Below are 24,760 nucleotides of genomic sequence, written 5' to 3' on the forward strand. Positions count from 1 at the left end.
CCTTACTTCACGGCGGTCTTTTCGAACTGCCGCAGCATGGTGTTGCCGCGTTCGACGGCGGCATCGAGCGCCTGCTTGGCGGTCTTCTTGCCGGCGAGCGCCTGCTCGATCTCCTCCGACCAGACGTCACGCAGCTGCACCATGTTGCCGAGGCGCAGGCCGCGCGAATTCTCGGTCGGCTCCTTGTTGGTCAATTCGAGCAGCGGGGTCTCGAGATAGGGCTGGTCCTTGTAGAAGCCCTCTTCCTTCGCCTTGGCGTAGGCCGCCTTCGTGATCGGCAGGTAGCCCGAGGCCTTGTGGATGTAGACCTGGCGATCGGTGTCGGAGAGGAAGGTCAGGAACTTCGCGACGCCCTTGTAGTCGTCGGCCGGCTTGCCGCCCATCACCCAGAGCGAAGCGCCGCCGATGATCGAGTTCTGCGGCGCGCCCTTGGCGTCCGGATAATACGGCATCGGCACCGCGGTGAAGTTGAACTTCGCCTGCGCCTTGACGTTGCCGAAGAACGCCGAGGAGGTCAGGTAGATCGGGCATTCGCCCGAGGTGAAGCGGCCTTCGCCGGTGTTGGTGCGGCCGGCATAGTCGTAGACCTTGGTCTTCTGCAGCTCGACCAGGTTTTCGAGGTGCTTGACCTGGAGCGGGCCGTTGAATTCGAGCACGGTGTCGAAGCCGTCGAGGCCGTTGGCCTTGCTGGCGAGCGGCACGTTATGCCAGGCGGAGAGCTGCTCGAGATTGACCCAGGTGATCCAGGAGCCGGAGAAGCCGCAGGTGTCGTGACCGGCCGCCTTCAGCTTCCTGCCGGCCTCGAATACTTCAGGCCAGGTCTTGGGGATCTCGACATTGGCCTTCTTCAGCTCGTCGAGATTGATCCACATGACCGTGGACGACGAGTTGAAGGGGAACGACAGCATCTCGCCCTTCGAGGTCGAGTAGTAGCCGGTGATCGCGGGCAGGTAGTTCTTCGGATCGAACTTCTCGCCGGTCTCGGCCATCAGCTTGTAGACCGGCTTCACGGCGCCGGTCGCGGCCATCATGGTCGCGGTGCCGACCTCGAACACCTGCATGATGTGCGGGGCGTTGCCGGCGCGGAAGGCGGCGATGCCGGCGTTCATCGTGTCGGGGTAGTTGCCCTTGTAGGTCGGGATCACCTTGTAGTCGGTCTGCGACGCGTTGAAGTCGTTGGCGAGCTTGACGATGACGTCGTTGTTGGCGCCGGTCATCGCATGCCACCACTGGATTTCGGTCACGGCCAGGGCGGGCGAAGCGCCGAGACCAACCGTGAGTGCAACAGCTGCAGCCGCGCCAAAATGTCGAAGAGCCATCAAGAAAACCTCCCTTGCCCGTCACTAAAGAAGCGCTTGCGCTAGCAGCGCCATATGACGTTCACATGACTGTGTAAGCGGCCGAAACGAAAGCGGCAAGCGCTGGAAAAGGGAAGCCGTCAAATAGGCGAATGCGCCGCGGACAGAAGCAGCCGTTCGCGCTGCACACGCGTGGGCGCGCCGCAGTGCGGCATTGGATTTGTGTGAGGCGGGTGATCGGCTCTGGGCGTTGGGTAGAACCGGTGCAGCTCCGGTCTCCCTTAACCTCTCCCGCTTGCGGGAGAGGTCGGCGCGTAGCGCCGGGGGAGGGTTCTATCCTCTCGGGGATTGTCCCGTTGCGGAGACACCCTCTCCCCGACCCTCTCCCGCAAGCGGGAGAGGGAGCGCACCGTCTAGCGCTTCCGCTCGGGGCCGCAGACCGTGCCCTTTTCGACCATCGCGTCGATCTCGGACTTGGAGTAGCCGAACTCGCCCAGCACCTCGGCTGCGTGCTGGCTGAATTTCGGCGGCAGGCGGCGCAGGCTCGGCTTGCTGCGGTCGAGCCGGATCGGCGAGGCCACGCCCTTGTACCAGTCCTTCTCGATAATATCGCCGCGCGCGATCGTATGCGGGTTCGTCAACGCCTGGTCGATCTTCTGCACCGGACCTGCGGGCAGGCCGGCCGCGAGCAGGCGATTGCACAGCGGCTCGGCCTCGTGCTGGCTGAACACGGCGGCCAGCTCGGCGCGCAGTGCCTCGCGATTGGCGATGCGGTCCTTGTTGCGGGCAAAGCGCGGATCGGTGCCGAGCTCGGGCTTGCCGATCTCCTTGGCGAGCTTGCGGAAGGTGCCGTCATTGCCGACGCCGATGAAGATGTTGTCGGTCTTCGTCGGGAAGATCGCATAAGGCACGAGGTTGGGATGCTCGTTGCCGGTGAGGCCCGGCGGCTTGCCATGCATGAAATAGTTCGCGGTGTGCGGATGCATGATCGCAAGGCCGGTCTCGTACAGCGTGGTCTCCAGGAACTGGCCCTTGCCCGAACGCTGCCGCTCCGACAGGGCCATCAGGATGCCGATCGCGGCATAAAGGCCGGTGGTGATGTCGACCAGCGGCACGCCGATCCGCATCGGCCCGCTCTCGGGCGAGCCGGTCGCCGCGATCATGCCGGTCATGGCCTGGATGATGGCGTCATAGCCGGGGTTGCCGCCGCGCGGCCCGTCGGCGCCGAAGCCGCAGATCCGGCAATGCACGAGGCGCGGGAATTTTTCGCGCAGCACGTCGTTGCCGATGCCCCATTTCTCCAGCGTGCCCGGCTTGAAATTCTCGATCAGGACGTCGGCCGTCTCCAGCATCTTGAGCAGCACGACGCGACCGCCCTCAGAGGCGAGGTCGAGGCCGATCGAGCGCTTGTTGCGGTTGATGCCGACGAAATAGGCCGCATCCTCCTCGTGGAAGGGAGGGCCCCATTCGCGCACCTCGTCGCCCGCTGGCGGCTCGACCTTGATCACGTCGGCGCCGTGGTCGGCGAGAATCTGGGTGCAGTAGGGACCACCGAGCACGCGCGTGAGATCGATGACGCGCAGTCCGCTCATTGCGCCCAATGCTGCTTCAGTCATGCCTTCGCTTCCCCTGTGTCGTCGTTTGATCACAGGCCTAGCGAGGTTTTTTTGTGCCAGCAATGGCTTGCTGCGTAGGGCCGCATGCGCTGTCGCACGTCCATCCCGCAGCGTGGCAAAATGAAACAGAAGCGGCCGGCCCGAGGGGGATCTCGGGCCAGCCAATCCGCCGTAGGATCAGACGACCGTCAGGCGAACGTCGACATTGCCGCGCGTGGCATTGGAGTACGGGCACACCTGGTGGGCCTTCGCGACCAGCGCCTCGGCTTCCGCGCGGGCAAGGCCCGGCAGCGAGACGGCGAGGTCGATGTCGAGACCGAAGCCGCCGGCCGAACGCGGGCCGATGCCGACGGTCGAGGTGACGGAGGCGTCGGCCGGGACCTTCGGTCCGCCCTGCGAGGCCACGAACTTCATCGCGCCGATGAAGCAGGCGGCATAGCCGGCCGCGAACAGCTGCTCGGGATTGTTGCCGGCGCCGCCGCCGCCACCGAGCTCCTTCGGCGTGGTGAGCTTGACGTCGAGCGCGCCGTCGAGGGTCGCAGCATGGCCGTCGCGGCCGCCGGTGGCTTTTGCGCTGGTCTTGTAGAGCACGTTCACGGACATTTTCGTCTCCCTTGGGGTTCCGGGTTGGGACCCGATCCATATCGCAGACAATTAGATTGCGCGCAATTGAAATTTGCATGCCTCACATTTAATTGTCCGCAATTGAATGTCCCCCCGGGCGGCCCCAGAATGGGAGAAACGTCGTGAGATTCGCTATGCCCCGAAAACTATCGGCGCTGGACCCGCAGCGCCTCGACAACCAGATCTGCTTCGCGGTCTATTCCGCCGCGCACGCCTTCAACCGCGTCTACAAGCCGCTCCTCGACCGGCTCGGCCTGACCTATCCGCAATATCTGGTCATGCTGGTGCTGTGGGAGCGCGACGACGTGCCGGTCAAGGAGATCGGCGAAAAGCTGTTCCTGGATTCGGGTACGCTGACGCCGCTGCTGAAGCGCCTCGAAGCCGCCCATCTGGTCAAGCGCACCCGCTCGCGCGAGGACGAGCGCCAGGTCCTGATCGCGCTGACGTCGCAGGGCCATGCGCTGAAGGAGAAAGCGCGCAGCGTGCCGCAGTCGATCCTGGCGGCCTCGGACTGCTCGGTATCGGAGCTGGTGACGATGAAAGACGAGATCGTCGCGCTGAGGGATCGGTTGAATGCGGTGATTGGGGAGTAGGGGGCGGCCGATCAGAAGTGCTTCTTCGCGAAAGCGCGGCGGAGCCCGATTTCAGGTATCGCTCGAACGCGACGGCGCGTGCGGCGTCGTCGAAGGCGAAATAGGTCCGCATTCGCCAAGGCCCGTATTTCGAGGTGTGCGGTACCTCGCCAGCATTGTGCTTCTCCAAGCGGGCCCGCAGGTCGTCCGTGATGCCGACGTAGAAGTGCTCGGAATCAAGACTTTCGAGGATATAGACGTATTTCATTCTGCTTCCTCCCCAGAGGGCAGGATAGCAGGTTGGAACCAGTCCGGGGGTTTGTTGGCGATTGCGGATAGAGTCCGCCGTCGCCCTTCGGGCTATGGCGGGACAGCCTTCGCTCACTTCGCTACGAGGGACTTCCCTAGGCTTGCCCAGCCGAAGCTCGCGAAGCGAGCGAAGGCTGGTGGAGCCAGGCGGGATCGAACCGCCGACCTCTTGCATGCCATGCAAGCGCTCTCCCAGCTGAGCTATGGCCCCTTAGTCCTTAAATGGGACGATCCCGGAGGATCCCCACAGACCGGCGAGCCTGGTGACTCGCGCGGTGCACCCTTTTTCACAGATCAGGACTGATCTCAAGTCTCTTCATCACCTCCGACATCACCAATGATGTCGGTCACGTCCTCATCGCCTTCTTCCTCGTCGGCAATGAAGGTCGAATCATCGTCATCATCGTCGTCGAGGGTCTCGTCGACCTCGATATCGTCCTCCGATTCGGGCACGGCGGCCTTGACCTTGCCGGTGTTCTCCTCGGCATCGGCCTCCTCGAGGGAGACCTCTTCGACCTCTGCCGGCTCCGGCGCGGTATCCGCTGTCGCCGCATGCCGGGCTTCTGCGCCGCGCGGTACGCGCGCGGGCGCCACGGGCGCGATCGGCACGACTTCGCCGGTATAGGGCGAGATCACCGGATTCTTGTTGAGGTCGTAGAACTTCTTGCCCGTGGTCGGGCAAATACGTTTGGTTCCGAGTTCGGACTTGGCCACGGCAGGAATCCTGGGAATGTCTGAAAAGCGGTGCTTCACTTGGCTAGTTGGCGGCCCGCTGTCAATAGCGCATTACGGGAGAAAGACATGCCCGTGACGGGGCGCGGACCATGTGGTACCTGCGCGCCAGCCCACAGGGCCTATCCAAGGACACAATCTTGACCCATTCCGACCAACCGAGGCCACTCCAGTCTCGCGCCAGCGGCCCCCTGACCGGAAAAGTACGGGTGCCCGGGGACAAGTCGATCTCCCATCGCGCCCTCATCCTGGGCGCGCTCGCGGTCGGCGAGACCAAGGTTTCGGGCCTGCTCGAGGGCGAGGACGTCCTCAACACCGCCAAGTCGATGCAGGCGCTGGGCGCCAGGGTCGAACGCACCGGTGATTTCGCCTGGAAGGTAAACGGAGTAGGCGTCGGAGGCTTCGCCGAGCCCAAGGCGCCGCTGGATTTCGGCAACTCCGGCACCGGCTGCCGGCTGGTCATGGGCGCCGTCGCCGGCTGCCCGATCTCGGCGGTGTTCGACGGCGACGCCTCGCTACGCAGCCGTCCCATGCGCCGGATCCTCGATCCGCTTGAGAAGATGGGCGCGAAGGTCACCTCCGGCAGCGAGGGCGGGCGTCTGCCGCTGACCCTCCAGGGCGCGCGCGATCCGCTGCCGATCACCTACAAGACCCCGGTCGCCTCGGCCCAGATCAAATCGGCCGTGCTGCTGGCGGGCCTGGCCGCGCCCGGCACCACGACCGTGATCGAGAGCGAGGCCAGCCGCGACCACACCGAGCTGATGCTGAAGCATTTTGGCGCGGACATCACGTCGGTGCAGGAAGGCCAGCACGGCCGCCGCATCACGCTGGTCGGCCAGCCCGAGCTGCATGGCGCCAATGTCGTGGTGCCGGCCGATCCCTCGTCGGCCGCCTTCCCCGTCGTCGCGGCGCTGATCGTCGGGGGCTCCGACGTCGTGCTGTCCGACGTCATGACCAATCCGCTGCGCACCGGCCTGTTCACCACGCTGCGCGAAATGGGCGCCTTCATCGAGGAGAGCGAAGTTCGCCGCGATGCCGGCGAGCCGATGGCGCGCTTGCGCGTGCGCGCCTCAAAACTGCGCGGCGTCGAGGTGCCGCCGGAGCGCGCGCCCTCGATGATCGACGAATATCTGGTGCTGGCGGTGGCGGCGTCCTTCGCCGAAGGCACGACGATCATGCGAGGCCTGCAGGAGCTGCGCGTCAAGGAATCCGATCGCCTGGAGGCCACGGCCGCCATGCTTCGCGTCAACGGCGTCAAGGTCGAGATCTCCGGCGATGATCTGATCGTCGAGGGCCGCGGCCATGTCCCCGGCGGCGGCACCGTCGCCACCCACATGGACCACCGTATCGCGATGTCCGCGCTGGTGATGGGCTGCGCCTCCGATCAGCCGGTGACCGTGGACGACACCGCCTTCATCGCCACCAGTTTCCCGGATTTCATTCCGATGATGCGTTCGCTAGGGGCCGAGTTTTCATGATTATCGCCATCGACGGGCCCGCGGCCTCGGGCAAGGGGACGCTCGGCAAGCGTCTCGCTCACCATTACGGCTTTCGTCATCTCGATACCGGCGTGATCTATCGCGCGGTGGCCTATGCCTTGATGCAGTCCGGCCAGGATCTCCGCGACGAGGCGGCCGCGGTGCAGGCCGCATTGGAGCTCGATCCCGAAAAGTTCGGCAATCCCGCGCTGAAGACCCAGGAGACCGGCGAGGGCGCCTCGATCGTCTCGGCGATCCCCAGGGTTCGCGAGGTCCTGGTCAATTTCCAGCGACAATTCGCCGCCGATCCGCCGGGGGCCGTGCTGGACGGTCGGGACATTGGAACCGTGATCTGCCCCCATGCCGACGTGAAGATCTTCGTTGTCGCCGACCCCAAGGTTCGCGCCCGCCGCCGCACCATGGAGGCGAGGGCGAGGGGCGAGGAGGCCGACGAGGCGGCCGTGCTCGCCGACATCATCCGGCGCGACGAACGTGACAAGAACCGGCCGATTGCGCCCTTAAAACCGGCCCCGGATGCTTACTTGCTAGATAACTCCCAACTGGATATAGAAGGCGGCGTCCGGGCCGCCATCGACATTATCGAGGCCGTCCGAGCGGGCCGGTCGCGGGGTTAAGCCGCCGCCGTCATTGGAGGAAGCGCCCGCTCCCGCTCTTTGAGGTCGATACTCTCGGTCCCTGTTTCGGGGACCGGCGCGATCCCGGCTCCGGACATAAGATTTTCACGTATCGAACGCGCGGGCCTCAGCCGGCCCGCTTCCGCTGTTCCGCCTTCAGGCCGGAGCAGCGAGCGGTCGCTCGAAGGTTTTGCGGACCTTCCGACACTGCGTGTGCGATGCGCCCATGAACCCAACGGCCGGCAAGACTTCCGCAACTGGAGAACAAATGGCTTCGACTTCTGCTGATACCTATAGCCCGTCGCGTGACGATTTCGCCGCGATGCTCGACGAGTCCTTCGCAGGTGGCAACCTGCAGGAAAGCTCCGTCGTCAAGGGCAAGGTGGTTGCAATTGAAAAGGACATGGCCGTCATCGACGTCGGCCTGAAGACCGAGGGCCGCGTTGCCCTTCGCGAATTTTCCGGCCCGGGCCGTGACTCTGAACTCAAGGTCGGCGACGAGGTGGAAGTGTTCCTCGATCGCATCGAGAACGCCCTCGGCGAAGCCGTGCTGTCCCGCGACAAGGCGCGCCGCGAAGAGAGCTGGGGCAAGCTCGAGAAGGCGTTCCAGAACAACGAAAAGGTCAACGGCGTCATCTTCAACCAGGTCAAGGGCGGCTTCACCGTCGACCTCGACGGTGCCGTGGCCTTCCTGCCGCGCTCGCAGGTCGACATCCGTCCGATCCGCGACGTTGCGCCGCTGATGAACAACTCGCAGCCGTTCCAGATCCTCAAGATGGACCGCCGCCGCGGCAACATCGTCGTGTCCCGCCGCACGGTTCTCGAAGAGACCCGCGCCGAGCAGCGTCAGGAGCTGGTGCAGAACCTCGAAGAGGGTCAGGTCATCGACGGCGTGGTCAAGAACATCACCGATTACGGTGCGTTCGTTGACCTCGGCGGCATCGACGGCCTGCTGCACGTCACCGACATCGCGTGGCGCCGCGTCAACCACCCGACCGAGGTGCTCTCGATCGGCCAGACCGTGAAGGTCAAGATCATCAAGATCAACCACGAGACGCACCGCATCTCGCTGGGCATGAAGCAGCTGCTGGACGATCCGTGGCAGGGCATCGAAGCCAAGTACCCGCTGGGTGCCCGCTTCACCGGCCGCGTCACCAACATCACCGACTACGGTGCGTTCGTCGAGCTCGAGCCGGGCATCGAAGGCCTGATCCACGTCTCCGAGATGTCGTGGACCAAGAAGAACATGCACCCCGGCAAGATCGTGTCGACCTCGCAGGAAGTCGACGTGCAGGTGCTGGAAGTCGATTCCGTCAAGCGCCGCATCTCGCTCGGCCTCAAGCAGACCATGCGCAACCCCTGGGAGGTCTTCGTCGAAGGTCACCCGACCGGTTCGGTGGTCGAGGGCGAGGTCAAGAACAAGACCGAGTTCGGTCTGTTCCTGGGTCTCGAGGGCGACGTCGACGGCATGGTCCACCTCTCCGACCTCGACTGGAAGCTTCCGGGCGAGCAGGTGATCGACAACTACAAGAAGGGCGACATGGTGAAGGCCGTGGTGCTCGATGTGGACGTCGAGAAGGAGCGCATCTCGCTCGGTATCAAGCAGCTCGAAGGCGACCCCTTCGCCGAGCCGGGCGATGTCAAGAAGGGCGCGGTCGTGACCTGCGAAGTGCTCGAGGTGAAAGAGAGCGGTATCGAGGTGAAGATCGCCGGTACCGACTTCACCACCTTCATCAAGCGCTCGGAGCTCGCCCGTGACCGCAACGACCAGCGCGCCGAACGCTTCGCCGTCGGCGAGAAGGTCGATGCCCGCGTGATCCAGTTCGACAAGAAGGCCCGCAAGGTCCAGGTGTCGATCAAGGCGCTCGAAGTCGCCGAAGAGAAGGAAGCCATCGCGCAGTACGGCTCCTCGGATTCGGGTGCGACGCTCGGCGACATCCTCGGCACCGCGCTCAAGAACCGCGACAACAAGTAAGCGAAACTTCCATTTTGCTGCATCGAAGCCCCGGCGCAAGCCGGGGCTTTTTTGTTGCTGTCTCCACGAACTCCGCTGTCGTCCCGGACAAGCGCGCTCAAAGCGCGCGTAGATCCGGGACCCATACTCCCAGGGAGCTGCTTGGCGCGGGCTGGTAACTCCAAGTCTTCGCCAAACTCAATCCTGTGGGTATGGATCCCGGATCAGCGCTCCGCTTGCTGCGCTTGTCCGGGATGACGAGGAGTGTGTGACAGGGGCTCGGCCTCCACCAGGCCCAGCCTTCATTTCTTCAAATTGCGCCGCAATTGATGTATCCAGACAAGCCAATGCTTACGTTGTGACGGCACAACGCCACTGGCCTTTCATTTGGAGATATTCCGATGTCACTCGATTCGGACATCATCGTCGATCGCCGCAGGATCCGCCGCAAGCTGACGTTCTGGCGCGTCATGGCGGCGCTGATCGCGATCGTGGCGATTGCGAGCTTTGCGCTGGTCGCGACACCCGGTGCACGCGGCACGTTCGCGTCCGCCGGCTCGATCGCGCGGGTCCAGATCGAGGGACTGATACGCAGCGATTCCGATCGCACGCAGGCGCTGGAGCGGCTGGAGAATTCGCAGGCCGCCGCGGTCATCGTTCACATCAACTCGCCGGGCGGCACCACCGCCGGCTCCGAGCAGCTCTATGACTCGCTCGTGCGGCTGAAGGCGAAGAAGCCCCTCGTCGTCGTGGTGCAAGGCTTGGCTGCCTCCGGCGGCTACATCACCGCGATCGCGAGCGATCACATCGTCGCCCAGCAGAGCTCGCTGGTCGGCTCGATCGGCGTTCTGTTTCAGTATCCCAACGTCACCGAGCTCTTGAAGACCATCGGCGTCAAGGTCGAGGAGGTGAAATCCTCGCCGCTGAAGGCTGCGCCCAACGGATACGAGCCGACAAGTCCCGAAGCGCGCGCTGCGCTCGATGCGCTGGTGAAGGATTCCTACGCCTGGTTCAAGGGGCTGGTGAAGGAACGGCGTGGCATGGATGACACGCAGCTCGAGAAAGTGGCCGACGGTCGCGTCTTCACCGGACGCCAGGCAATGGATCTCAAGCTGATCGACCAGATCGGCGACGAGAAGACTGCAGTGACCTGGCTGGTCGAGCAGAAGGGCGTCAAGAAGGGACTTCCCGTTCGCGATTACAAGCTCCAGCCGCGCTTTGGCGATCTGCCGTTCCTCAAGACCGCCGCCGCCGTGACGCTGGAAGCGCTTGGTTTGGGCTCGATCGCGCATCAAATCGGGCAAACCGGCGTCGCGCAGGCCGTCGACCGGCTCGGAATGGATGGAATGCTGGCGTTGTGGCAGCCGGCCGCATCGAACTGACTGGGCCGGGCGAGTTCCCGACGGTTTTCTCGCGCTGCGAGTGTCGGGGCAGCCCGCTTTTTCGGCATTTGTCACGCATTTTCCCGACGCTCAACCTTGATTTAGCGTCTTGACAGATCACAGTATTTTCACGGAAATGGTCATCCGCACGCTTCCGGGTCCTATCTCTCGATGATCAAATCCGAACTTGTTCAGCGTATCGCCGAGCACAACCCGCATCTGTACCAGCGGGATGTCGAGAACATTGTGAATGCGATTCTCGAAGAGATCGTAGCGGCCCTCGCACGCGGTGATCGCGTCGAGCTGCGCGGCTTCGGTGCCTTCTCGGTCAAGCATCGCCCAGCACGCGCCGGGCGTAATCCGCGCACCGGCGCCCATGTGCCCGTCGACCAGAAGAGCGTTCCGTTCTTCAAGACCGGCAAGGAAATGCGCGAGCGGTTGAACCGCGACCATCCGGATCCCGGCGCGGCAGACTGAGGTCGGCGCCAGGGTTTTCCGCGGTCGCTCAGGATGCGGCCGGAAGCTTGATTCAAGGCGAGCGAAGCGATGCGAAAGTTCCTGACCGCGCTGATCGTGATTCCGCTGGGCTTGATCCTGGTGACGTTTGCGGTGGCCAACCGGCATTTCGTCACGGTCTCCTTCGATCCCCTTGTTTCCGACGACCCCTCATTCTCGGCCACGATGCCGCTGTTCCTGCTCCTGATCCTGGTGGCGGGGCTGGGTGTCGTGGCGGGCGGCTGCGCGGTCTGGCTCGGCCAGCGGCACTGGCGGCGCGCCGCGCGCCGGCAAGAGGCCGACGCCCGGGCCGCCAGGGGCGAACTGGCCGATCTGCGGGCCCAGGTGGCCGCGGCAAGGTCCGAACCGCAGCGCCTCCCCGTTCCCTCCGGGGTCGGCCTTTACGGGCCCATCGGGCGAGACAAGCAGCGCGCGACGTTGTAGAAGCGGCCCCGACCGAAAAACCCTGTTTTCCGGCCGCGGCCCCGCGGCCTCCATCTGCTTTGAGATCATGTCCCTGCTCGTCAAGATCTGCGGCCTGTCCACGCGCGAGACGCTCGAAACGGCGCTCGACGCGGGTGCCGACATGGTGGGGTTCGTGTTCTTTCCGCCCTCGCCGCGGCATCTCTCTCTGGAGCTTGGCCGTGACCTCGGCCGCCAGGTGAAGCAGCGCGCGCTTAAGGTGGCGCTCACGGTCGATGCCGACGACGCCACGCTCGACAACATCATGGATGCGCTGTCGCCGGACATTTTCCAGCTCCATGGCAAGGAGAGCGTCGCCCGGCTGCGCGACATCAAGCAGAAGTTCGGCCGCCCGGTGATGAAGGCCGTGCCGGTCGCAAGCGCCGCCGATCTTGCCGTGCTGCCCGGCTATGCCGCGGTCGCCGACCGTATCCTGTTCGACGCCCGTGCGCCCAAGGATGCGACGCGGCCCGGCGGCCTGGGTGAACCCTTCGACTGGCACCTGCTCGAAAACCTCGATCTGAAGCTGCCCTACATGGTCTCGGGCGGGCTGCACGCCGACAACGTCGCGGAGGCCCTCCGGGTCACCGGCGCCGGCGGCGTCGACGTGTCCTCGGGTGTCGAGAGCGCCCCCGGCGTCAAGGACCCCGAGATGATCCAGGCCTTCATTCGCGCCGCGCGCGCCACCCAAGATGCAAGTCAAGAGTTGAGCGTCCGATGAACATCGCCAAACCCAATTCCTATCGCAGCGGCCCCGACGAGCGCGGCCATTTCGGCATTTTCGGCGGACGCTTCGTCGCCGAAACGCTGATGCCGCTGATCCTCGATCTGGAAAAGGCCTACACCGCGGCCAAGGCCGATCCGGCTTTCCAGGCCGAGATGAACGGCTATCTCAAGAACTATGTCGGCCGGCCTTCGCCGCTTTATCTCGCCGAGCGTCTGACCGAGCATCTCGGCGGCGCAAAGATCTATCTCAAGCGCGAAGAGCTCAACCACACCGGCTCGCACAAGGTGAACAACGTGCTCGGCCAGATCATGCTGGCGCGGCGCATGGGCAAGAAGCGCATCATCGCCGAGACCGGCGCGGGCCAGCACGGTGTCGCCACTGCGACGCTGTGCGCGCGCTTTGGCCTCGAATGCGTGGTCTATATGGGCGCGGTCGACGTCGAGCGGCAGCAGCCCAACGTCATCCGCATGGAGATGCTGGGGTGCAACGGTGGTCCCGGTGCAGTCGGGCACGCGCACGCTGAAGGACGCCATGAACGAGGCGCTGCGCGACTGGGTCACCAACGTGCACAACACCTTCTATTGCATCGGCACCGTGGCGGGGCCGCATCCCTATCCGACGCTGGTGCGCGACTTCCAGTCGGTCATCGGCAACGAAACCAAGACGCAGATGCAGGAGGTCGAGGGACGCCTGCCGGATTCGCTGGTCGCCTGCATCGGCGGCGGTTCGAACGCGATGGGCCTGTTCCATCCCTTCCTCGATGATCCCTCGGTCGAGATCTTCGGCGTTGAAGCCGCCGGCCATGGCCTCACGCAGCTGCATGCGGCCTCGATCGCGGGCGGCCGTCCGGGCGTGCTTCACGGCAACCGCACCTATCTGTTGATGGACGCGGACGGCCAGATCCAGGATGCGCATTCGATCTCCGCCGGTCTCGACTATCCCGGCATCGGCCCCGAGCATTCCTGGCTGCATGAGGTCGGTCGCGTCAACTATCTCTCTGCGACTGACGACGAGGCGCTCGCCGCATTCCAGCTGCTGTCGAAGCTCGAAGGCATCATCCCCGCGCTTGAGCCGGCGCATGCCATCGCCAAGGTGATGGAGCTCGCGCCGAAGCGGCCGAAGGACCACCTGATGGTCGTCAATCTCTCCGGCCGCGGCGACAAGGACGTCCCGCAGGTCGGCGACATCCTGAGGGGCAAGAAGTGACCACGCGTATCGACACCCGTTTTGCCGAGCTGAAGAAGCAGGGCCGCTCGGCCTTTGTCACCTATGTGATGGCCGGCGATCCCGATCTCACGACGTCGCTCAATATCGTCAAGGCGCTGCCCAAGGCAGGCGCCGACGTCATCGAACTCGGCATTCCCTTCACCGATCCGATGGCGGATGGTCCCTCGATTCAGGCCGCAGGTCTGCGCGCGCTCAAGAACGGCATGACCTTGAAGAAGACGCTGGAACTGGTGCGCGACTTCCGCAAGGACGACAACGTCACGCCGCTGGTGCTGATGGGTTACTACAATCCGATCTATATCTACGGCGTCGACAAGTTTTTGGCTGATGCCAAGATGGCCGGCGTTGACGGCCTGATCATCGTCGATTTGCCGCCGGAGGAAGACGACGAGCTCTGCATTCCCGCGCTGAAGGCGGGCCTGAACTTCATTCGCCTCGCGACCCCGACCACCGACGACAAGCGCCTGCCCGCGGTGCTCGCGAACACGTCAGGCTTTGTCTATTACGTCTCTATCGCCGGCATCACCGGTGCGGCAGCGGCGGATGCCAATGCCGTTGGCGAAGCTGTCGCGCGCATCAAGCGGCATACCAAGCTGCCGATCTGCGTTGGTTTTGGCATCCGCACGCCGGAGGCGGCGCGCGCCATTGCCGAGAAGGCCGACGGTTCGGTGGTCGGCACCGCGCTGGTCGACGCGCTCAAGAACAGCCTCGATGCCGAGGGCCGGGCAACCGCCAAGACCGTTAACGCCGTGGCCGAGCTGACGGCGGCCCTGGCCCAGGGCGTCAAGGGCGCGAAACAAGCGGCCGAATAGGCCATAATTCCGCTTCCGGGGCGGACCACACGGCGGCTTGCCGGGCAGGGGCCCGGCCGCCATATATTCCTTCAGGCGATTCCCAGCGGGATCGCACATCGGAGCAAACCATGAACTGGCTTACCAACGTGGTCCGGCCGAAGATCCGCAACATGCTGCGGCGGGAGACGCCGGAGAATCTGTGGATCAAGTGCCCGGATTCCGGGCAGCTCGTGTTCTACAAGGACGTCGAGGCCAACCAGTTCGTCATCCCCGGCTCGAACTATCACATGCGCATGGGCGCGGTGGCGCGTCTGAAGTCGATCTTCGACAACGAGACCTGGTTCGATGTCGCGCTGCCCGACGTCACGCCCGATCCGCTCAAGTTCCGCGACGAGAAGAAATACGCCGACCGCATCAAGGATGCCCGCGCGCGCACCAATCTCAACGATGCGATCAAGGTCGGCTACGGCAAGCTCGAAGGCGCCGCCGTCGTCGTCGCCGTGCAGGATTTCGATTTCATGGGCGGCTCGCTCGGCATGGCCGCGGGCGAAGCCATCGTGCGCGGGCTGGAGCTCGCGGTCGAGAAGAAGTCGCCCTTCATCGTGTTCGCGGCTAGCGGCGGCGCGCGCATGCAGGAAGGCATCTTGTCGCTGATGCAGATGCCGCGCACCACCGTCGCGGTGCAGATGCTGCGCGAGGCAAAGCTGCCCTACATCGTCGTGCTGACCAATCCGACCACCGGCGGCGTCACCGCGTCCTACGCGATGCTGGGCGACGTGCAGATCGCCGAGCCCGGCGCGCTGATCGGCTTTGCCGGCGCGCGCGTGATCGAGCAGACCATCCGCGAGAAGCTGCCTGAAGGTTTCCAGCGCGCCGAATATCTCAAGGAGCACGGCATGGTCGACATGGTCGTGCATCGCCACGATCTGCGCCCGACCCTGGCGCGGCTCTGCCGCCTGCTGACCAAGGCGCCGGCGCAGGAAGGCGCATCGAAGCCGACGCAGCCGGTGACGAGCCCGGCGCAGATCGTATCGGCCGCCGAGACGGCGCCGGCCGCGCCGCACGCGTGAACGCTTCCTCTGACAGTGCAAAGACACTGCTCGACGAAGTGATCGGGCGGCTGTCGGCCCTGCATCAGAAGCGCATCGATCTCGGGCTCGAGCGGATGCACCGCCTGCTCGAGCGGCTCGGCCATCCCGAACGCAAGCTGCCGCCGGTGATCCATATCGCCGGCACCAACGGCAAGGGTTCGACGCTCGCTTATCTGCGCGCAACGCTGGAGGCCGCGGGCCTGCGCGTCCACGCCTACACCTCGCCCTATCTGGTCCGCATCAACGAATGTTTTCGCCTTGGCCGCGTCGGTGGCGGCGTTCTCGTCAGCGACGACGAGCTGCGCGCCGCGCTGGAGGAGGTCGAGCGCATCAATGCCGGCGAGCCGGCGACCGTGTTCGAGCTGAAGACCGCTGCGGCGTTTCATCTGTTCGCGCAGAAGCCCGCCGATGCCGTGCTGCTGGAAGTCGGTCTCGGCGGCCGGCTCGATTCGACCAATGTGGTCGACACACCTGCGGCCTGCGTGATCACGCCCGTCAGCATGGACCACATGGATTTTCTCGGGAACACCCTGACGTCGATTGCCGGCGAAAAGGCGGCGATCATCAAGCGCGGCGTGCCCGTGATTTGCGCCGAGCAGCTGCCGGAGGCGTTGGCCGTGATCGAGGCGCAGGCAAAACGCATGCGCGCGCCGCTGTTTGCCGCGAACGAGAGCTGGCACGTCAATGTCGAGCACGGGCGTCTCGTCTATTCCGACGACCGCGGCCTGATGGATCTCGCCGCGCCGCGCCTGTTCGGCCGCCACCAGTTCGACAATGCCGGCCTTGCAATCGCGACGCTGCGCGCGATTCCGGCCTTCAAGGTCAACCAGGCCGCATTCGAAGCCGGTATCGTCAGTGCCGAATGGCCGGCGCGGATGCAGCGCATCACCTCGGGCGAGCTGCTCTCGTGGGGGCCTCAGGGCTCGGAGATCTGGCTCGACGGCGGCCACAATGCCGAAGGCGGCCGCGTCGCGGCGGCCGCGCTCGGCGATCTCGAGGAGCGGGTGTCGCGGCCGCTGGTCGTCATCGCCGGCATGATGGCCAACAAGGATGCGCAAGGCTTTCTGGCCAATTTCGCCGGCCTCACCCGCCACATCGTCGCGGTGTCGATCCCCGACACCGAGAACGCGATGCCGGTCGACCGCCTCGCCGACGCCGCGCGCAGCCTCGGCATGCGGGTCGAGACCGCCCCCGGCGTCGAGGCCGCGCTGCGCGCGCTGTCGAAGCTGGCCTACGAAGTGCCGCCGCGCATCCTGATCACCGGCTCGCTCTATCTCGCCGGCCATGTGCTCGGGCTTAACGGCACGCCTCCTGCATGAGTTTTCGTGTCCCGGACAAGGCGCATCGCGCGAGCGATGGGCCGCAGAGCCGGGACCCAGAATGCCGCGACATGGGCCCCGGCTCTGCAGCGCACCGCTGAAGTAGCGCTGCGCTGCGTCCGGGGCACGAAAGAGAGACTGCCGATGCGTTTTGCCGCAATCGCCGACGTCCACGGAAACCATCTCGCGCTGGAGGCGGTGCTCGCCGATATCCGCGCACAGGGCATCGCCGACATCGTCAATCTCGGCGACATGCTGAGCGGCCCGCTCGATGCGCGCCGCACCGTCGAAATCCTGATGCAGCTCGATGCCGTGCACGTGCTCGGCAATCACGACCGCTATCTGCTCGATCGCCCCCCGGAGAAGATGGGCTCGTGGGATCGTCCCGCCCACGCGGCGCTCGATGCTGCGCAGCTCGACTGGCTGCGCGCGCAGCCGATGACGCGCGTGTTCCGCGACCAGGTGTTCCTCTGCCACGCCACGCCCGCGAACGATGAAGTCTACTGGCTCGACACCGTGCATCCCGACGGCACCGTCGCGCTGTCGCCGCTCGACCGCATCGAGCAGCTCGCGCAAGGCATCACGCAATCGCTGATCCTCTGCGCCCACACCCATCTCGCCCGCGCGGTGCGGCTGCGCGACGGAAGGCTGATCGTCAATCCCGGCAGCGTCGGCAGCCCCGGCTATCGCGACAAGCATCCGTTTCCGCATGTCGTCGAAGCCGGCACGCCAGATGCGCGCTACGCGATTCTTGAGCCAACAGTTGGCGGGTGGCAGGTGACGTTTCGTCACGTAGCCTACGATCACGAGGCGATGGCGGAGTTGGCGCGTCGCAACAATCAGTCGGAGTTGGCGAATGCGCTGGCGACAGGCTGGATCAAGTAGAGCAAAATAAAACGGCCGGCGTTTCGCCGGCCGTTCCAAAAATCTCAGTAGACCGCGCCGCGGATCAGACCGCCGACGTGATCCACTGCTGCAGCTTCGCCTTCGGCGCCGCGCCGACCTGGCGGGAGGCCATCTCGCCGCCCTTGAAGATCATCAGGGTCGGGATCGACATCACGCCGTACTTGGAGGCCGTTTTCGGGCTCTCGTCGACATTGAGCTTCACGATCTTGACCTTGTCGCCCATCGCGCCGGCGATCTCGTCGAGAGCGGGCGCGATCATGCGGCAGGGGCCGCACCACTCGGCCCAGAAATCGACGACCACGGGGCCGTTCGCCTTGAGCACTTCGGCTTCGAAATCGGCGTCGGAAACCTTGCTAACGGCCATTGGAGTACCTCACTCGGTTGAAAGAGAATCGGCGCGCTTGGGAATCGCGCCCGGGATCATGGGGTGAACCTATGAACGGCTCCTTGCCGGGTCAAGGACGCTCACACCGAGATGAAGGGATGCCAGCGCCGCGTCCAGCGCGGGGGGCGAAATCTCCATATATTCAAGGGCCTCGGTCCAGAGCAGGACGGCCCGGATCGCCCTTTGGGGATAAAGCCGCGCCAGCACCGCCCGGTACAGCGCAAGCTGCCGGACATAGGCCGCCGGCGCCTCGGCGGCGCTCTTCGGCGTGGCCTGATTGGTCTTGAAATCGACGATCAAAACCTCGTCCGGACGAACGACCAGCCGGTCGATCTGCCCCGACACCAGCGCCGGCGGTCGGCCGGGCCGCTCTAGCCGGCCGGCAACGGCGACCTCCGCCCGGCTGCCGGCGGCAAAGACCCGGGCAAAACGCGGTTCGGTGATCAAGGCGAGCACCTTGTCGGCCAGCGCGGTGCGGTCAGCCTCCGGCCAGTCCGAGGCGTTGCGCGTCATGAAGCCGAGCGCGGCCTCCCGCCGGCGCTCGGCGGCGATGTCGGGCAGGGACTGCAGGAGGCGGTGCACCAGCGTGCCGCGTTGCAGCGCCAGGGCGCGCGACTGAACCGATTCGCCTGTCCACACGCTGCGGCCGTCCTCGGCCGACTGGCCGGACGGACGCACGGCATCGACGTCGATGGTCTCGCGCGGCGCCGGTGTCCGCAGCCAGTCCGGCAGCGCGATGGTCTGGTCCACCGAAGTCGCCGGCGTGCCCAGCGCCGCGACATCCTCCGGCCGGGCGAATCGGGTGACCTTGCCGAGCGGCGTCTCGATGGTCTGCTTGTCGAGGCCCGAGCCGGTGAGCCCGGTGTCGATGAGGTCGTACCAGCTCAGCTTGCGCACCGTCCTCATGTTGCCGGGCATGCAGCCGCCGACGATCAGCCGGTCGGCCGCCCGCGTCATCGCGACATAGAGCAGGCGGCGATATTCGTCCTCGGTCTCCTCGATCATCGCCTTGCGTGCATCGGCGACGGGCTTGGGATCGTCCGCCTTGCGCCCGGCCCAGACCACGATCTCGCCGCCATTGCCGCGCGGCACGTGGATCAGCCGGACCCGTTGCGAGTCCGCCGGCGAGGACGTGGTGTCGACCATGAACACGACCGAGGCCTCCAGGCCCTTGGCGCCGTGCACCGTCATGACGCGCACCTCGTCGCGCGAGATCTCCATGTCGCGCTTCACCTCGGTGTCGGCCGAGCGCAGCCAGGCCATGAAACCCTGCAGCGAGGCCGGCGCTTTGCGCTCGTAGTTCAGCGCCAGCTCGAGGAATTCGTCGAGCGCGTCGTTGGCTTCGTGGCCGAGCCGGCGCAGGATACGCGCGCGGCCGCCGTCGCTCCCGAGCAGCCAGGCGTAGAAGGCGAACGGCGTCTCCTCGCGGGCACGGATCTCGCAGGCCTCCAGGCGTCGCAACGCCGTGGCGAATTTTTCGCTTGTGGCCGCATGCTCACCGAGCGCGCGGCGCAGCGAGCCCTTGCGATCCCAGGCAAGCTGGAACAGGTCGTCGTCGTCGAGCCCGAACAGCGGGCTCTTCAGCGCCACCGCCAGCGCGAGATCGTCCTGTGGCAGCAGCAGCGCGTCCGCAAGGTTCATCAGGTCGATGATGCCGATGTGTTCGGTGAGCTTGAGCCGGTCGGCACCGGCGACCGGGATGTTGGCGTGCTTGAGCGCCTGGATCACCGCGTCGAACGCGTTGCCGCGCCGGCGCACCAGGATCAGCATGTCGCCATAGCGCAGGGGGCGGCGCTCGCCCTCGTGCCCCGTCAGCGTGCCGCTCTCGACCAGCCGCTTGATCTCGGCCTGGATGCGGCGGGCGAGTTTGACTTCGGGACTGGTGACGGCGACGCCGTCGAACGGCGCGCGCCAGCCCTCGATCTCCTGCCGGTCGTCGACCTCCGCCAGATCCCACAGCTCGATCACGCTCGGGCCGGCATCGGCGAGCGCATTGTGCAGCGGGTGACCGATATCGATCGAATGGATGCTCTTGTAGATCGCGGGCTCGCGGAAGACGTGATCGACCGAATGCAGGATCGCGGCACCCGAGCGGAACGAATAGGTGAAGGCAACCGGATCGAACTTCAGGCCGGCAGATCTGAACTTGCGGTCCAGCTCCCGCTTGCGCTTGTCGAATTCGTGTGGGTCAGCGCCCTGGAACGAGAAGATCGACTGCTTCTCGTCGCCGACGGCGAAGACGGTGCGGTTCAGTCCCTCGCGCGCGCCTTCGCCGGCGGTGAACTCGGAGATGATATGCGCGACAATGTCCCATTGCCGCGGGCTCGTATCCTGCGCCTCGTCGATCAGCACGTGGTCGACGCCGCGGTCGAGCTTGTAATGCACCCAGCCCGAGGAGACGCGGTTGAGCATCGCCAGCGTCTTGTCGATGAGATCGTCGTAGTCGAGCAGCCCGCGTTCCTGCTTCTCGCGGCGGTAGTTCGCCGCGGCGGCCGTCGCGATGTGCAGCAAGGCCGCGGTGCGGTCGCGCATCGTCACCGCGCGGCGCTTCTCGATCAATTCCCCGAGGCGTTGGACTTCCGCCTCGAACAGGCGTGCGACGGACGGGTTGTGGTCGCAAAACTTCTTGGTCAGAACCGCCTTGCGCGGCAGCTTGTCGTCGGTGAGGAAGACGGACAGATAGGCATCGACCTGCGCGCTGCCGGAAAACACCTTCGCTTCGCGCAGCCGGCCTGCCTGGTCGTTGTCGGATTTGCTGCCGTCTTCCAGCGCAAAGGCGATGTCGTCCCAGCGCGATCGGGGCAGAAATGGACCATCCAGAATCTCCGTCTCGACGTCCTCGATGCGGTCGCTCGCATCGACACCCAGCACCGCAGCCATCTGCGCCGCAGCCGCCTCCGCGTTGCCGGCCTCGTCGGTCCAGGCCATGAAGTGATCGCGGCTGAGGCAGGCCTCGCGCACGACCTCCTTGAAGGTGGCATCGGCGGCGCTCGCCATTGCCGTCAGGAGCGCCCGGCCGGTGATACTGTCCGGATCGCGCGCGGCCTCGAGCAGCACCTTCAGATTGGCGCGCTCCATCATGTCGGTCTGGTCGCGCTCGTCGATGACCGAGAAGCGCGCGGGGACATTGGCCTCGAACGGAAATTGCTGAAGCAGACGGGTGCAAAGCGCGTGGATGGTCTGCACCTTCAGCCCGCCCGGCGTCTCCAGCGCGCAGGCGAACAGCTTTCGCGCTTCACGGCACAGCTTTGCGTTCGGGTGCGGAATGCCGACCGCGACAATCGCCTTCTTGAGCGCGTCATCGTCCAGCGTCACCCAATGGCCAAGCGTGGTGAATACGCGCTCGGCCATGTTGGCGGCGGCGGCCTTGGTGAAGGTGATGCAGAGGATCTTTTCCGGCGGCACGCCCGACAGCAAGAGGCGGATCACGCGCTGCACCAGCACATGCGTCTTGCCCGAGCCGGCATTGGCCGACACGAAGGCCGACGCGGTCGGATCGGATGCGCGCGCCTGCCGCGCGCGCACTTCATCGGGGATCGGGCGCGGCAGCTTCACCATTCCTCGATTCCCAAACCGCCGGCCGCGGACCATTCCTTGATCCGGGCGAGATCGTCATAGGTGCCGTAGCGGTTCGCCCACATCGGCAGGTTCAGCGAGGTATAGGGCTGGTTCTCGTCCTCGAAGGCGCGGATCAGCGCTTCCAACTTCTGGCGGGCATCGGCAGCTGCCGTATCCGGCGGAATGAGCTCGTCGCCTTTGTTGACCTTGAGCTGGAGTATACGCTCCTCGCCCGGCGGATTGTTGCCGCTGAGACGGACATAGACGAGCTGGCTCACCGACGCGCCTGCGTCGATATCGGGGAAACCGCCTTCGCGCAGGATCGCAGCTTCCAGCGTGAGCTGTGGCGACAGGCCCATGCGGACCTGCTTGTCGCTCGGCGGCTGGCCGGTCTTGTAGTCGAGGATGGCATAGCTGCCGCCCTGGCGTCGCTCGATGCGGTCGGCGCGGGCGGAGAGAGAGAAGCTGCGCTCATTGTCGAGCCTGATCGAGATCTCGCCGCGCGTCTCCGCCGTGATCCCCTCGATCGCTTCGCGCCGCGCGGTCTCCCATTCGCCGAACCAGCGCGCGATACGCTGGAAGCGGGGCCACCACAGCGCACGCGCCTCAGGGCGCTCCATCAGCGGTTCAAAGTATTTTTTGCCGATCGCATGCAGCACGCGCGCGGGATCGTCAGGCAGATGTGCAGCGTAGGTTTCCGTGAACTCGCCGATCGCATCGTGGATCGCCGAGCCGCGGTCGGCGGCCGAGAGCGGCATGTCGACGGGATCGAGCGCAGCGAGCTTCAGGATATACTTTGCGTAGATCGTGTAGGGATCGCGCAGCCAGTCCTCGACCGCGGTGACCGACATGCTTGTCGGCCGCGTCGCGCGCGGTGGGCGCGGCTCGGGTTGCTTGATCGGCGTGACCTCCTCGGGCTGGTCCAGCGCGCCTGCGAACTGCACGTATTTTTCGCCGGCACGAATGGCCGTCTTCCAGAGCTCGTCGCCCGCCACCGCCTCCAGCCGATGCAGGAAGCGCGAAGCAACGGCCGGCGCGCCGCCGGCCTTGGCCGAATGGGTGAGGATCACCTCGTCGCCGCCGAGCAGCTGTGCGAAGTCATGTGCGGAGAGGCCGATACGCCGTTCCGGCAGATCGAGCCCGAGCTCATGCCGCATCGGCCGGCTGAGCCAGGGATCGATGCGTGGCGCCGGTGGCCAGACGCCTTCGATCAGGCCGCCGATAATGATGCGGTCGGCCTGCATCAGGCGCGATTCCAGCGGACCGTAGATCTGCAGGCGCGCGCCCGGCCTGTCGCGCCGCCGCACCGCGCGATCGCCGAAGGCGGTCTGGAACACGTCCGCGTAGTCGGGCAGCGGCACCATCAATCCGCTGGTCGTGCCGCCGCGCAGGAGATCGTCGAAGGCGCCAGCGAGCGCAAGACCTTCGCGCTCCTCGAAGGCGAGCGGAATGCCCTGCTCGTCGCGCGACAGTTCGATCATGATCTCGCGATGCCGGTGTGCGAGCTCGGCGAAGTCATACGGCTTCGACGGCGGCAGGCTCTCGATCGGCGCCAATGCTTTTTGCAGCGTATCGATCAGCGCCTGGATGCGATCGAGATCCTCGGCTTTGAGACGCGCACGGGGCTCGGCTTTGTGGAGCGCGGAGACTTCGCTGCGCCACAGCTTTGCGAGCTCCTCGCGAAAACGGTTGAACTCGCGCAACAGGCCGGCCGTGCCCGCAGGCGGGCGCGTACCGCGCAGCACGGCAAGTTCGAGTCCCTCGATCGCCGCCTTCCACGCGCCGGGTGCGCGGCCGAGCCGGCACAGCGGATGCTTCAGCATTGCCAGCAGCGTCGGCGGCTCCAGGCCCTTGGTCGCTGCCCCTGCGGCAAGGCGCGCAAAAACGCCGGCAGAGGTTTCCATCAGGACGTCGCCGCCGGAATCGTCGAAGGCGAGATCCCATCGGGTCAGCGCAGCCATCACCCGCCGCGCCAGGGCGCGGTCAGGCGTCACCAGCGCCGCTGATTTGTCGAGGTGCCGCGCTTCGCGCATCGCGATGGCGATCGCGAGCGCTTCCATTTCGGGATTGGGCGCTTCGACGACCGCGAGATTCTTCATGCCGCCGGCGATCTTCACGGCGACGTCAGGCTGCTTCAGCCGGTCGTGCCAGACCTCCGTCTTGGAGGAGGGCCGCATCGATTCGGATGCAAGCAGATCGCGGCCGCCTTCGGTCGGCGGGTGAAGAATCTCAACGTCGCTGCGCTTGATGCCGAAGCGCTGCAGCAGCGCGTGCATGGCATATTGCGGATGGTTCGACGCCGGATGCTCGGCGAATTTGCCGAGCGAATCGCGCACGCCGCCGATGGTTCGCCAGGCGTCATCGTCGAGATCGGTATCGAGGCCCGGCAGCACCACGGCGCCATGCGGCAGCGCGGCGACGGCATGCAGGAATTTCGCGGTCGCCGGCATCGAGCCGGTCGAGCCGGCCGCGATCACGGGGCCATGGGGATGCGCGGTCAACCGTTTTGCCTCCGCCGCGATCAAGAGGTCGCGTCGCGCCGCCGGCTCGATCCGGTTGATCTCGGCGAGATGATTGGGCCAGGCGATGCGCGCGATGCGCAAAAATTCCAGCGAGTGCTGCCAGTAGCGGTCGAGGTTATCAGGCACGAGCCCGTCGAGCGCACTCCAGTCGACGCCGCGCGTCACCATGTCGTCGATCAGCCGGGCGAGGTCGCCGGCGAGCGCCAGCGTCGAGGCGGGGCCGCCGACCACCAGCGGCGCCAGCACCGGGCCCTTGGCCCAGGCCGCGACGAGCTGCGCCAGCGTCAGCCGCCGTTCGAGCTCGTCGAGCCGCGGCGGAATGTCGAGCGGCGTCACGCTGGAGAACCGCTCGCCTTCGTCGGCGAAGGCGAGCTCGTCCTCGTCGATGTCGCCGAGCGCGACGATGCGCGGCAGCACCACCGCGTCCGCATTCATCTCATCGAGGAAGATCTCGCGGACGACGCGCATCGCGCGCCTGGTCGGCAGGTACAGCGTGGCATCGGCCAGTCGCGCCGGTTCCTTGCGCGCCTCGAATCCCTCGACCAGCCGGCCGTCGAGCAGGGCCGTGACGACCGTGCGCAGGAACGGAACTGAGATGGGAACGCTGAAAACGCGCATGGGCTGCCTGATTCGGGATCAGGCGCCAATATAGGCAGACGGGATCGAATGGTCAT

19 protein-coding genes, 1 tRNA gene and 2 pseudogenes are annotated in these 24,760 nt (G+C 65.6%); 13 read left to right on the forward strand and 9 right to left on the reverse strand.

The window, feature by feature from the left end:
- Positions 1-2 precede the first annotated feature (2 nt).
- From ugpB to ACVJ19_RS13640, 3 genes are all read right to left on the reverse strand, one after another.
- Complete coding sequence (gene ugpB, locus ACVJ19_RS13630) at positions 3-1,319, reverse strand: sn-glycerol-3-phosphate ABC transporter substrate-binding protein UgpB (protein WP_453948700.1); 1,317 nt, start codon at positions 1,317-1,319, stop codon at positions 3-5.
- Between the two features lie 392 nt (positions 1,320-1,711).
- On the reverse strand, positions 1,712-2,914 hold the full coding sequence (locus ACVJ19_RS13635; RefSeq protein WP_453948699.1) for a CaiB/BaiF CoA transferase family protein: 1,203 nt from the start codon (positions 2,912-2,914) through the stop codon (positions 1,712-1,714).
- Between the two features lie 177 nt (positions 2,915-3,091).
- On the reverse strand, positions 3,092-3,517 hold the full coding sequence (locus ACVJ19_RS13640; protein WP_453948698.1) for an organic hydroperoxide resistance protein: 426 nt from the start codon (positions 3,515-3,517) through the stop codon (positions 3,092-3,094).
- A gap of 155 nt (positions 3,518-3,672) precedes the next feature.
- Here ACVJ19_RS13640 and ACVJ19_RS13645 point away from each other — a divergent pair, with 155 nt between their 5' ends.
- Positions 3,673-4,131, forward strand: coding sequence for a MarR family winged helix-turn-helix transcriptional regulator (locus ACVJ19_RS13645; RefSeq protein ID WP_453955094.1), 459 nt, complete (start codon positions 3,673-3,675; stop codon positions 4,129-4,131).
- A gap of 52 nt (positions 4,132-4,183) precedes the next feature.
- Here ACVJ19_RS13645 and ACVJ19_RS13650 read toward each other — a convergent pair.
- From ACVJ19_RS13650 to ACVJ19_RS13660, 3 genes and pseudogenes are all read right to left on the reverse strand, one after another.
- Positions 4,184-4,594, reverse strand: a pseudogene (locus ACVJ19_RS13650) (GIY-YIG nuclease family protein); the annotation flags it as partial.
- Positions 4,555-4,630: transfer RNA gene (locus tag ACVJ19_RS13655), tRNA-Ala, on the reverse strand. The gene ACVJ19_RS13655 and the pseudogene ACVJ19_RS13650, both read right to left, overlap by 40 nt.
- Before the next feature lie 95 nt (positions 4,631-4,725).
- Complete coding sequence (locus tag ACVJ19_RS13660; RefSeq protein WP_183250106.1) at positions 4,726-5,133, reverse strand: TIGR02300 family protein; 408 nt, start codon at positions 5,131-5,133, stop codon at positions 4,726-4,728.
- A gap of 158 nt (positions 5,134-5,291) precedes the next feature.
- Here ACVJ19_RS13660 and aroA point away from each other — a divergent pair, with 158 nt between their 5' ends.
- The 12 genes and pseudogenes from aroA (at position 5,292) to ACVJ19_RS13720 (ending at position 17,600) form a co-directional block, all read left to right on the forward strand.
- The gene (aroA, locus tag ACVJ19_RS13665; protein WP_453948697.1) at positions 5,292-6,629 is read left to right on the forward strand and encodes a 3-phosphoshikimate 1-carboxyvinyltransferase; all 1,338 of its coding nucleotides are present in this window, start codon (positions 5,292-5,294) and stop codon (positions 6,627-6,629) included.
- Positions 6,626-7,264, forward strand: a complete 639-nt coding sequence (cmk, locus tag ACVJ19_RS13670; RefSeq protein WP_453948696.1) for a (d)CMP kinase — start codon at positions 6,626-6,628, stop codon at positions 7,262-7,264. Before aroA ends, cmk begins: the two co-directional genes overlap by 4 nt.
- A 268-nt stretch (positions 7,265-7,532) precedes the next feature.
- Positions 7,533-9,239, forward strand: a complete 1,707-nt coding sequence (gene rpsA / locus ACVJ19_RS13675) for a 30S ribosomal protein S1 (RefSeq protein WP_453948695.1) — start codon at positions 7,533-7,535, stop codon at positions 9,237-9,239.
- A 380-nt stretch (positions 9,240-9,619) separates the two neighbouring features.
- Positions 9,620-10,600 carry a signal peptide peptidase SppA gene (sppA, locus tag ACVJ19_RS13680; RefSeq protein ID WP_453948694.1) on the forward strand — a complete coding sequence of 327 codons (981 nt, stop codon included), beginning with the start codon at positions 9,620-9,622 and terminating at the stop codon, positions 10,598-10,600.
- Positions 10,601-10,771: 171 nt separating this feature from the next.
- On the forward strand, positions 10,772-11,077 hold the full coding sequence (locus tag ACVJ19_RS13685) for an integration host factor subunit beta (protein WP_008539997.1): 306 nt from the start codon (positions 10,772-10,774) through the stop codon (positions 11,075-11,077).
- A gap of 69 nt (positions 11,078-11,146) precedes the next feature.
- Positions 11,147-11,539: a lipopolysaccharide assembly protein LapA domain-containing protein gene (locus ACVJ19_RS13690; protein ID WP_453948693.1), complete on the forward strand. Its 393-nt coding sequence runs from the start codon at positions 11,147-11,149 to the stop codon at positions 11,537-11,539.
- A gap of 67 nt (positions 11,540-11,606) precedes the next feature.
- Positions 11,607-12,278 (forward strand): phosphoribosylanthranilate isomerase, encoded by a 672-nt coding sequence (locus ACVJ19_RS13695; protein WP_453948692.1) that lies wholly within the window; start codon positions 11,607-11,609, stop codon positions 12,276-12,278.
- A pseudogene (gene trpB / locus ACVJ19_RS13700) lies at positions 12,275-13,490 on the forward strand (tryptophan synthase subunit beta). Before ACVJ19_RS13695 ends, trpB begins: the two are co-directional and overlap by 4 nt.
- Positions 13,487-14,323, forward strand: coding sequence for a tryptophan synthase subunit alpha (gene trpA / locus ACVJ19_RS13705; RefSeq protein ID WP_453948690.1), 837 nt, complete (start codon positions 13,487-13,489; stop codon positions 14,321-14,323). Before trpB ends, trpA begins: the two are co-directional and overlap by 4 nt.
- Before the next feature lie 110 nt (positions 14,324-14,433).
- A complete protein-coding gene (gene accD / locus ACVJ19_RS13710) occupies positions 14,434-15,375 on the forward strand; it encodes an acetyl-CoA carboxylase, carboxyltransferase subunit beta (protein ID WP_453948689.1) in 942 nt (313 codons plus the stop codon).
- Positions 15,372-16,715, forward strand: a complete 1,344-nt coding sequence (locus ACVJ19_RS13715; RefSeq protein WP_453948688.1) for a bifunctional folylpolyglutamate synthase/dihydrofolate synthase — start codon at positions 15,372-15,374, stop codon at positions 16,713-16,715. Before accD ends, ACVJ19_RS13715 begins: the two co-directional genes overlap by 4 nt.
- 144 nt (positions 16,716-16,859) lie before the next feature.
- On the forward strand, positions 16,860-17,600 hold the full coding sequence (locus tag ACVJ19_RS13720; protein ID WP_453948687.1) for a metallophosphoesterase family protein: 741 nt from the start codon (positions 16,860-16,862) through the stop codon (positions 17,598-17,600).
- Positions 17,601-17,664: 64 nt separating this feature from the next.
- Here ACVJ19_RS13720 and trxA read toward each other — a convergent pair whose 3' ends face one another.
- The 3 genes from trxA to addB form a co-directional block, all read right to left on the reverse strand.
- The gene (trxA, locus tag ACVJ19_RS13725; protein ID WP_008540017.1) at positions 17,665-17,985 is read right to left on the reverse strand and encodes a thioredoxin; all 321 of its coding nucleotides are present in this window, start codon (positions 17,983-17,985) and stop codon (positions 17,665-17,667) included.
- A 69-nt stretch (positions 17,986-18,054) separates the two neighbouring features.
- Entirely contained in the window at positions 18,055-21,564 is a 3,510-nt protein-coding gene (gene addA / locus ACVJ19_RS13730) for a double-strand break repair helicase AddA (protein ID WP_453948686.1), read from the reverse strand.
- Positions 21,558-24,704: a double-strand break repair protein AddB gene (addB, locus tag ACVJ19_RS13735; RefSeq protein ID WP_453948685.1), complete on the reverse strand. Its 3,147-nt coding sequence runs from the start codon at positions 24,702-24,704 to the stop codon at positions 21,558-21,560. The genes addA and addB overlap by 7 nt, the downstream gene beginning before the upstream one ends.
- Between the last annotated feature and the right edge of the window lie 56 nt (positions 24,705-24,760).

Source organism: Bradyrhizobium sp. USDA 376 (assembly GCF_054063675.1).

Excerpts from the sequence above, each read along its gene's own strand:
- ugpB (WP_453948700.1), bottom strand. The coding sequence starts at position 1,319 with ATGGCTCTTCGACATTTTGGCGCGGCTGCAGCTGTTGCACTCACGGTT.
- ACVJ19_RS13635 (WP_453948699.1), bottom strand. The coding sequence starts at position 2,914 with ATGACTGAAGCAGCATTGGGCGCAATGAGCGGACTGCGCGTCATCGAT.
- ACVJ19_RS13640 (WP_453948698.1), bottom strand. The coding sequence starts at position 3,517 with ATGTCCGTGAACGTGCTCTACAAGACCAGCGCAAAAGCCACCGGCGGC.
- ACVJ19_RS13645 (WP_453955094.1), top strand. The coding sequence starts at position 3,673 with ATGCCCCGAAAACTATCGGCGCTGGACCCGCAGCGCCTCGACAACCAG.
- cmk (WP_453948696.1), top strand. The coding sequence starts at position 6,626 with ATGATTATCGCCATCGACGGGCCCGCGGCCTCGGGCAAGGGGACGCTC.
- rpsA (WP_453948695.1), top strand. The coding sequence starts at position 7,533 with ATGGCTTCGACTTCTGCTGATACCTATAGCCCGTCGCGTGACGATTTC.
- sppA (WP_453948694.1), top strand. The coding sequence starts at position 9,620 with ATGTCACTCGATTCGGACATCATCGTCGATCGCCGCAGGATCCGCCGC.
- ACVJ19_RS13685 (WP_008539997.1), top strand. The coding sequence starts at position 10,772 with ATGATCAAATCCGAACTTGTTCAGCGTATCGCCGAGCACAACCCGCAT.
- ACVJ19_RS13690 (WP_453948693.1), top strand. The coding sequence starts at position 11,147 with ATGCGAAAGTTCCTGACCGCGCTGATCGTGATTCCGCTGGGCTTGATC.
- ACVJ19_RS13695 (WP_453948692.1), top strand. The coding sequence starts at position 11,607 with ATGTCCCTGCTCGTCAAGATCTGCGGCCTGTCCACGCGCGAGACGCTC.
- accD (WP_453948689.1), top strand. The coding sequence starts at position 14,434 with ATGAACTGGCTTACCAACGTGGTCCGGCCGAAGATCCGCAACATGCTG.
- ACVJ19_RS13720 (WP_453948687.1), top strand. The coding sequence starts at position 16,860 with ATGCGTTTTGCCGCAATCGCCGACGTCCACGGAAACCATCTCGCGCTG.
- trxA (WP_008540017.1), bottom strand. The coding sequence starts at position 17,985 with ATGGCCGTTAGCAAGGTTTCCGACGCCGATTTCGAAGCCGAAGTGCTC.
- addA (WP_453948686.1), bottom strand. The coding sequence starts at position 21,564 with ATGGTGAAGCTGCCGCGCCCGATCCCCGATGAAGTGCGCGCGCGGCAG.
- addB (WP_453948685.1), bottom strand. The coding sequence starts at position 24,704 with ATGCGCGTTTTCAGCGTTCCCATCTCAGTTCCGTTCCTGCGCACGGTC.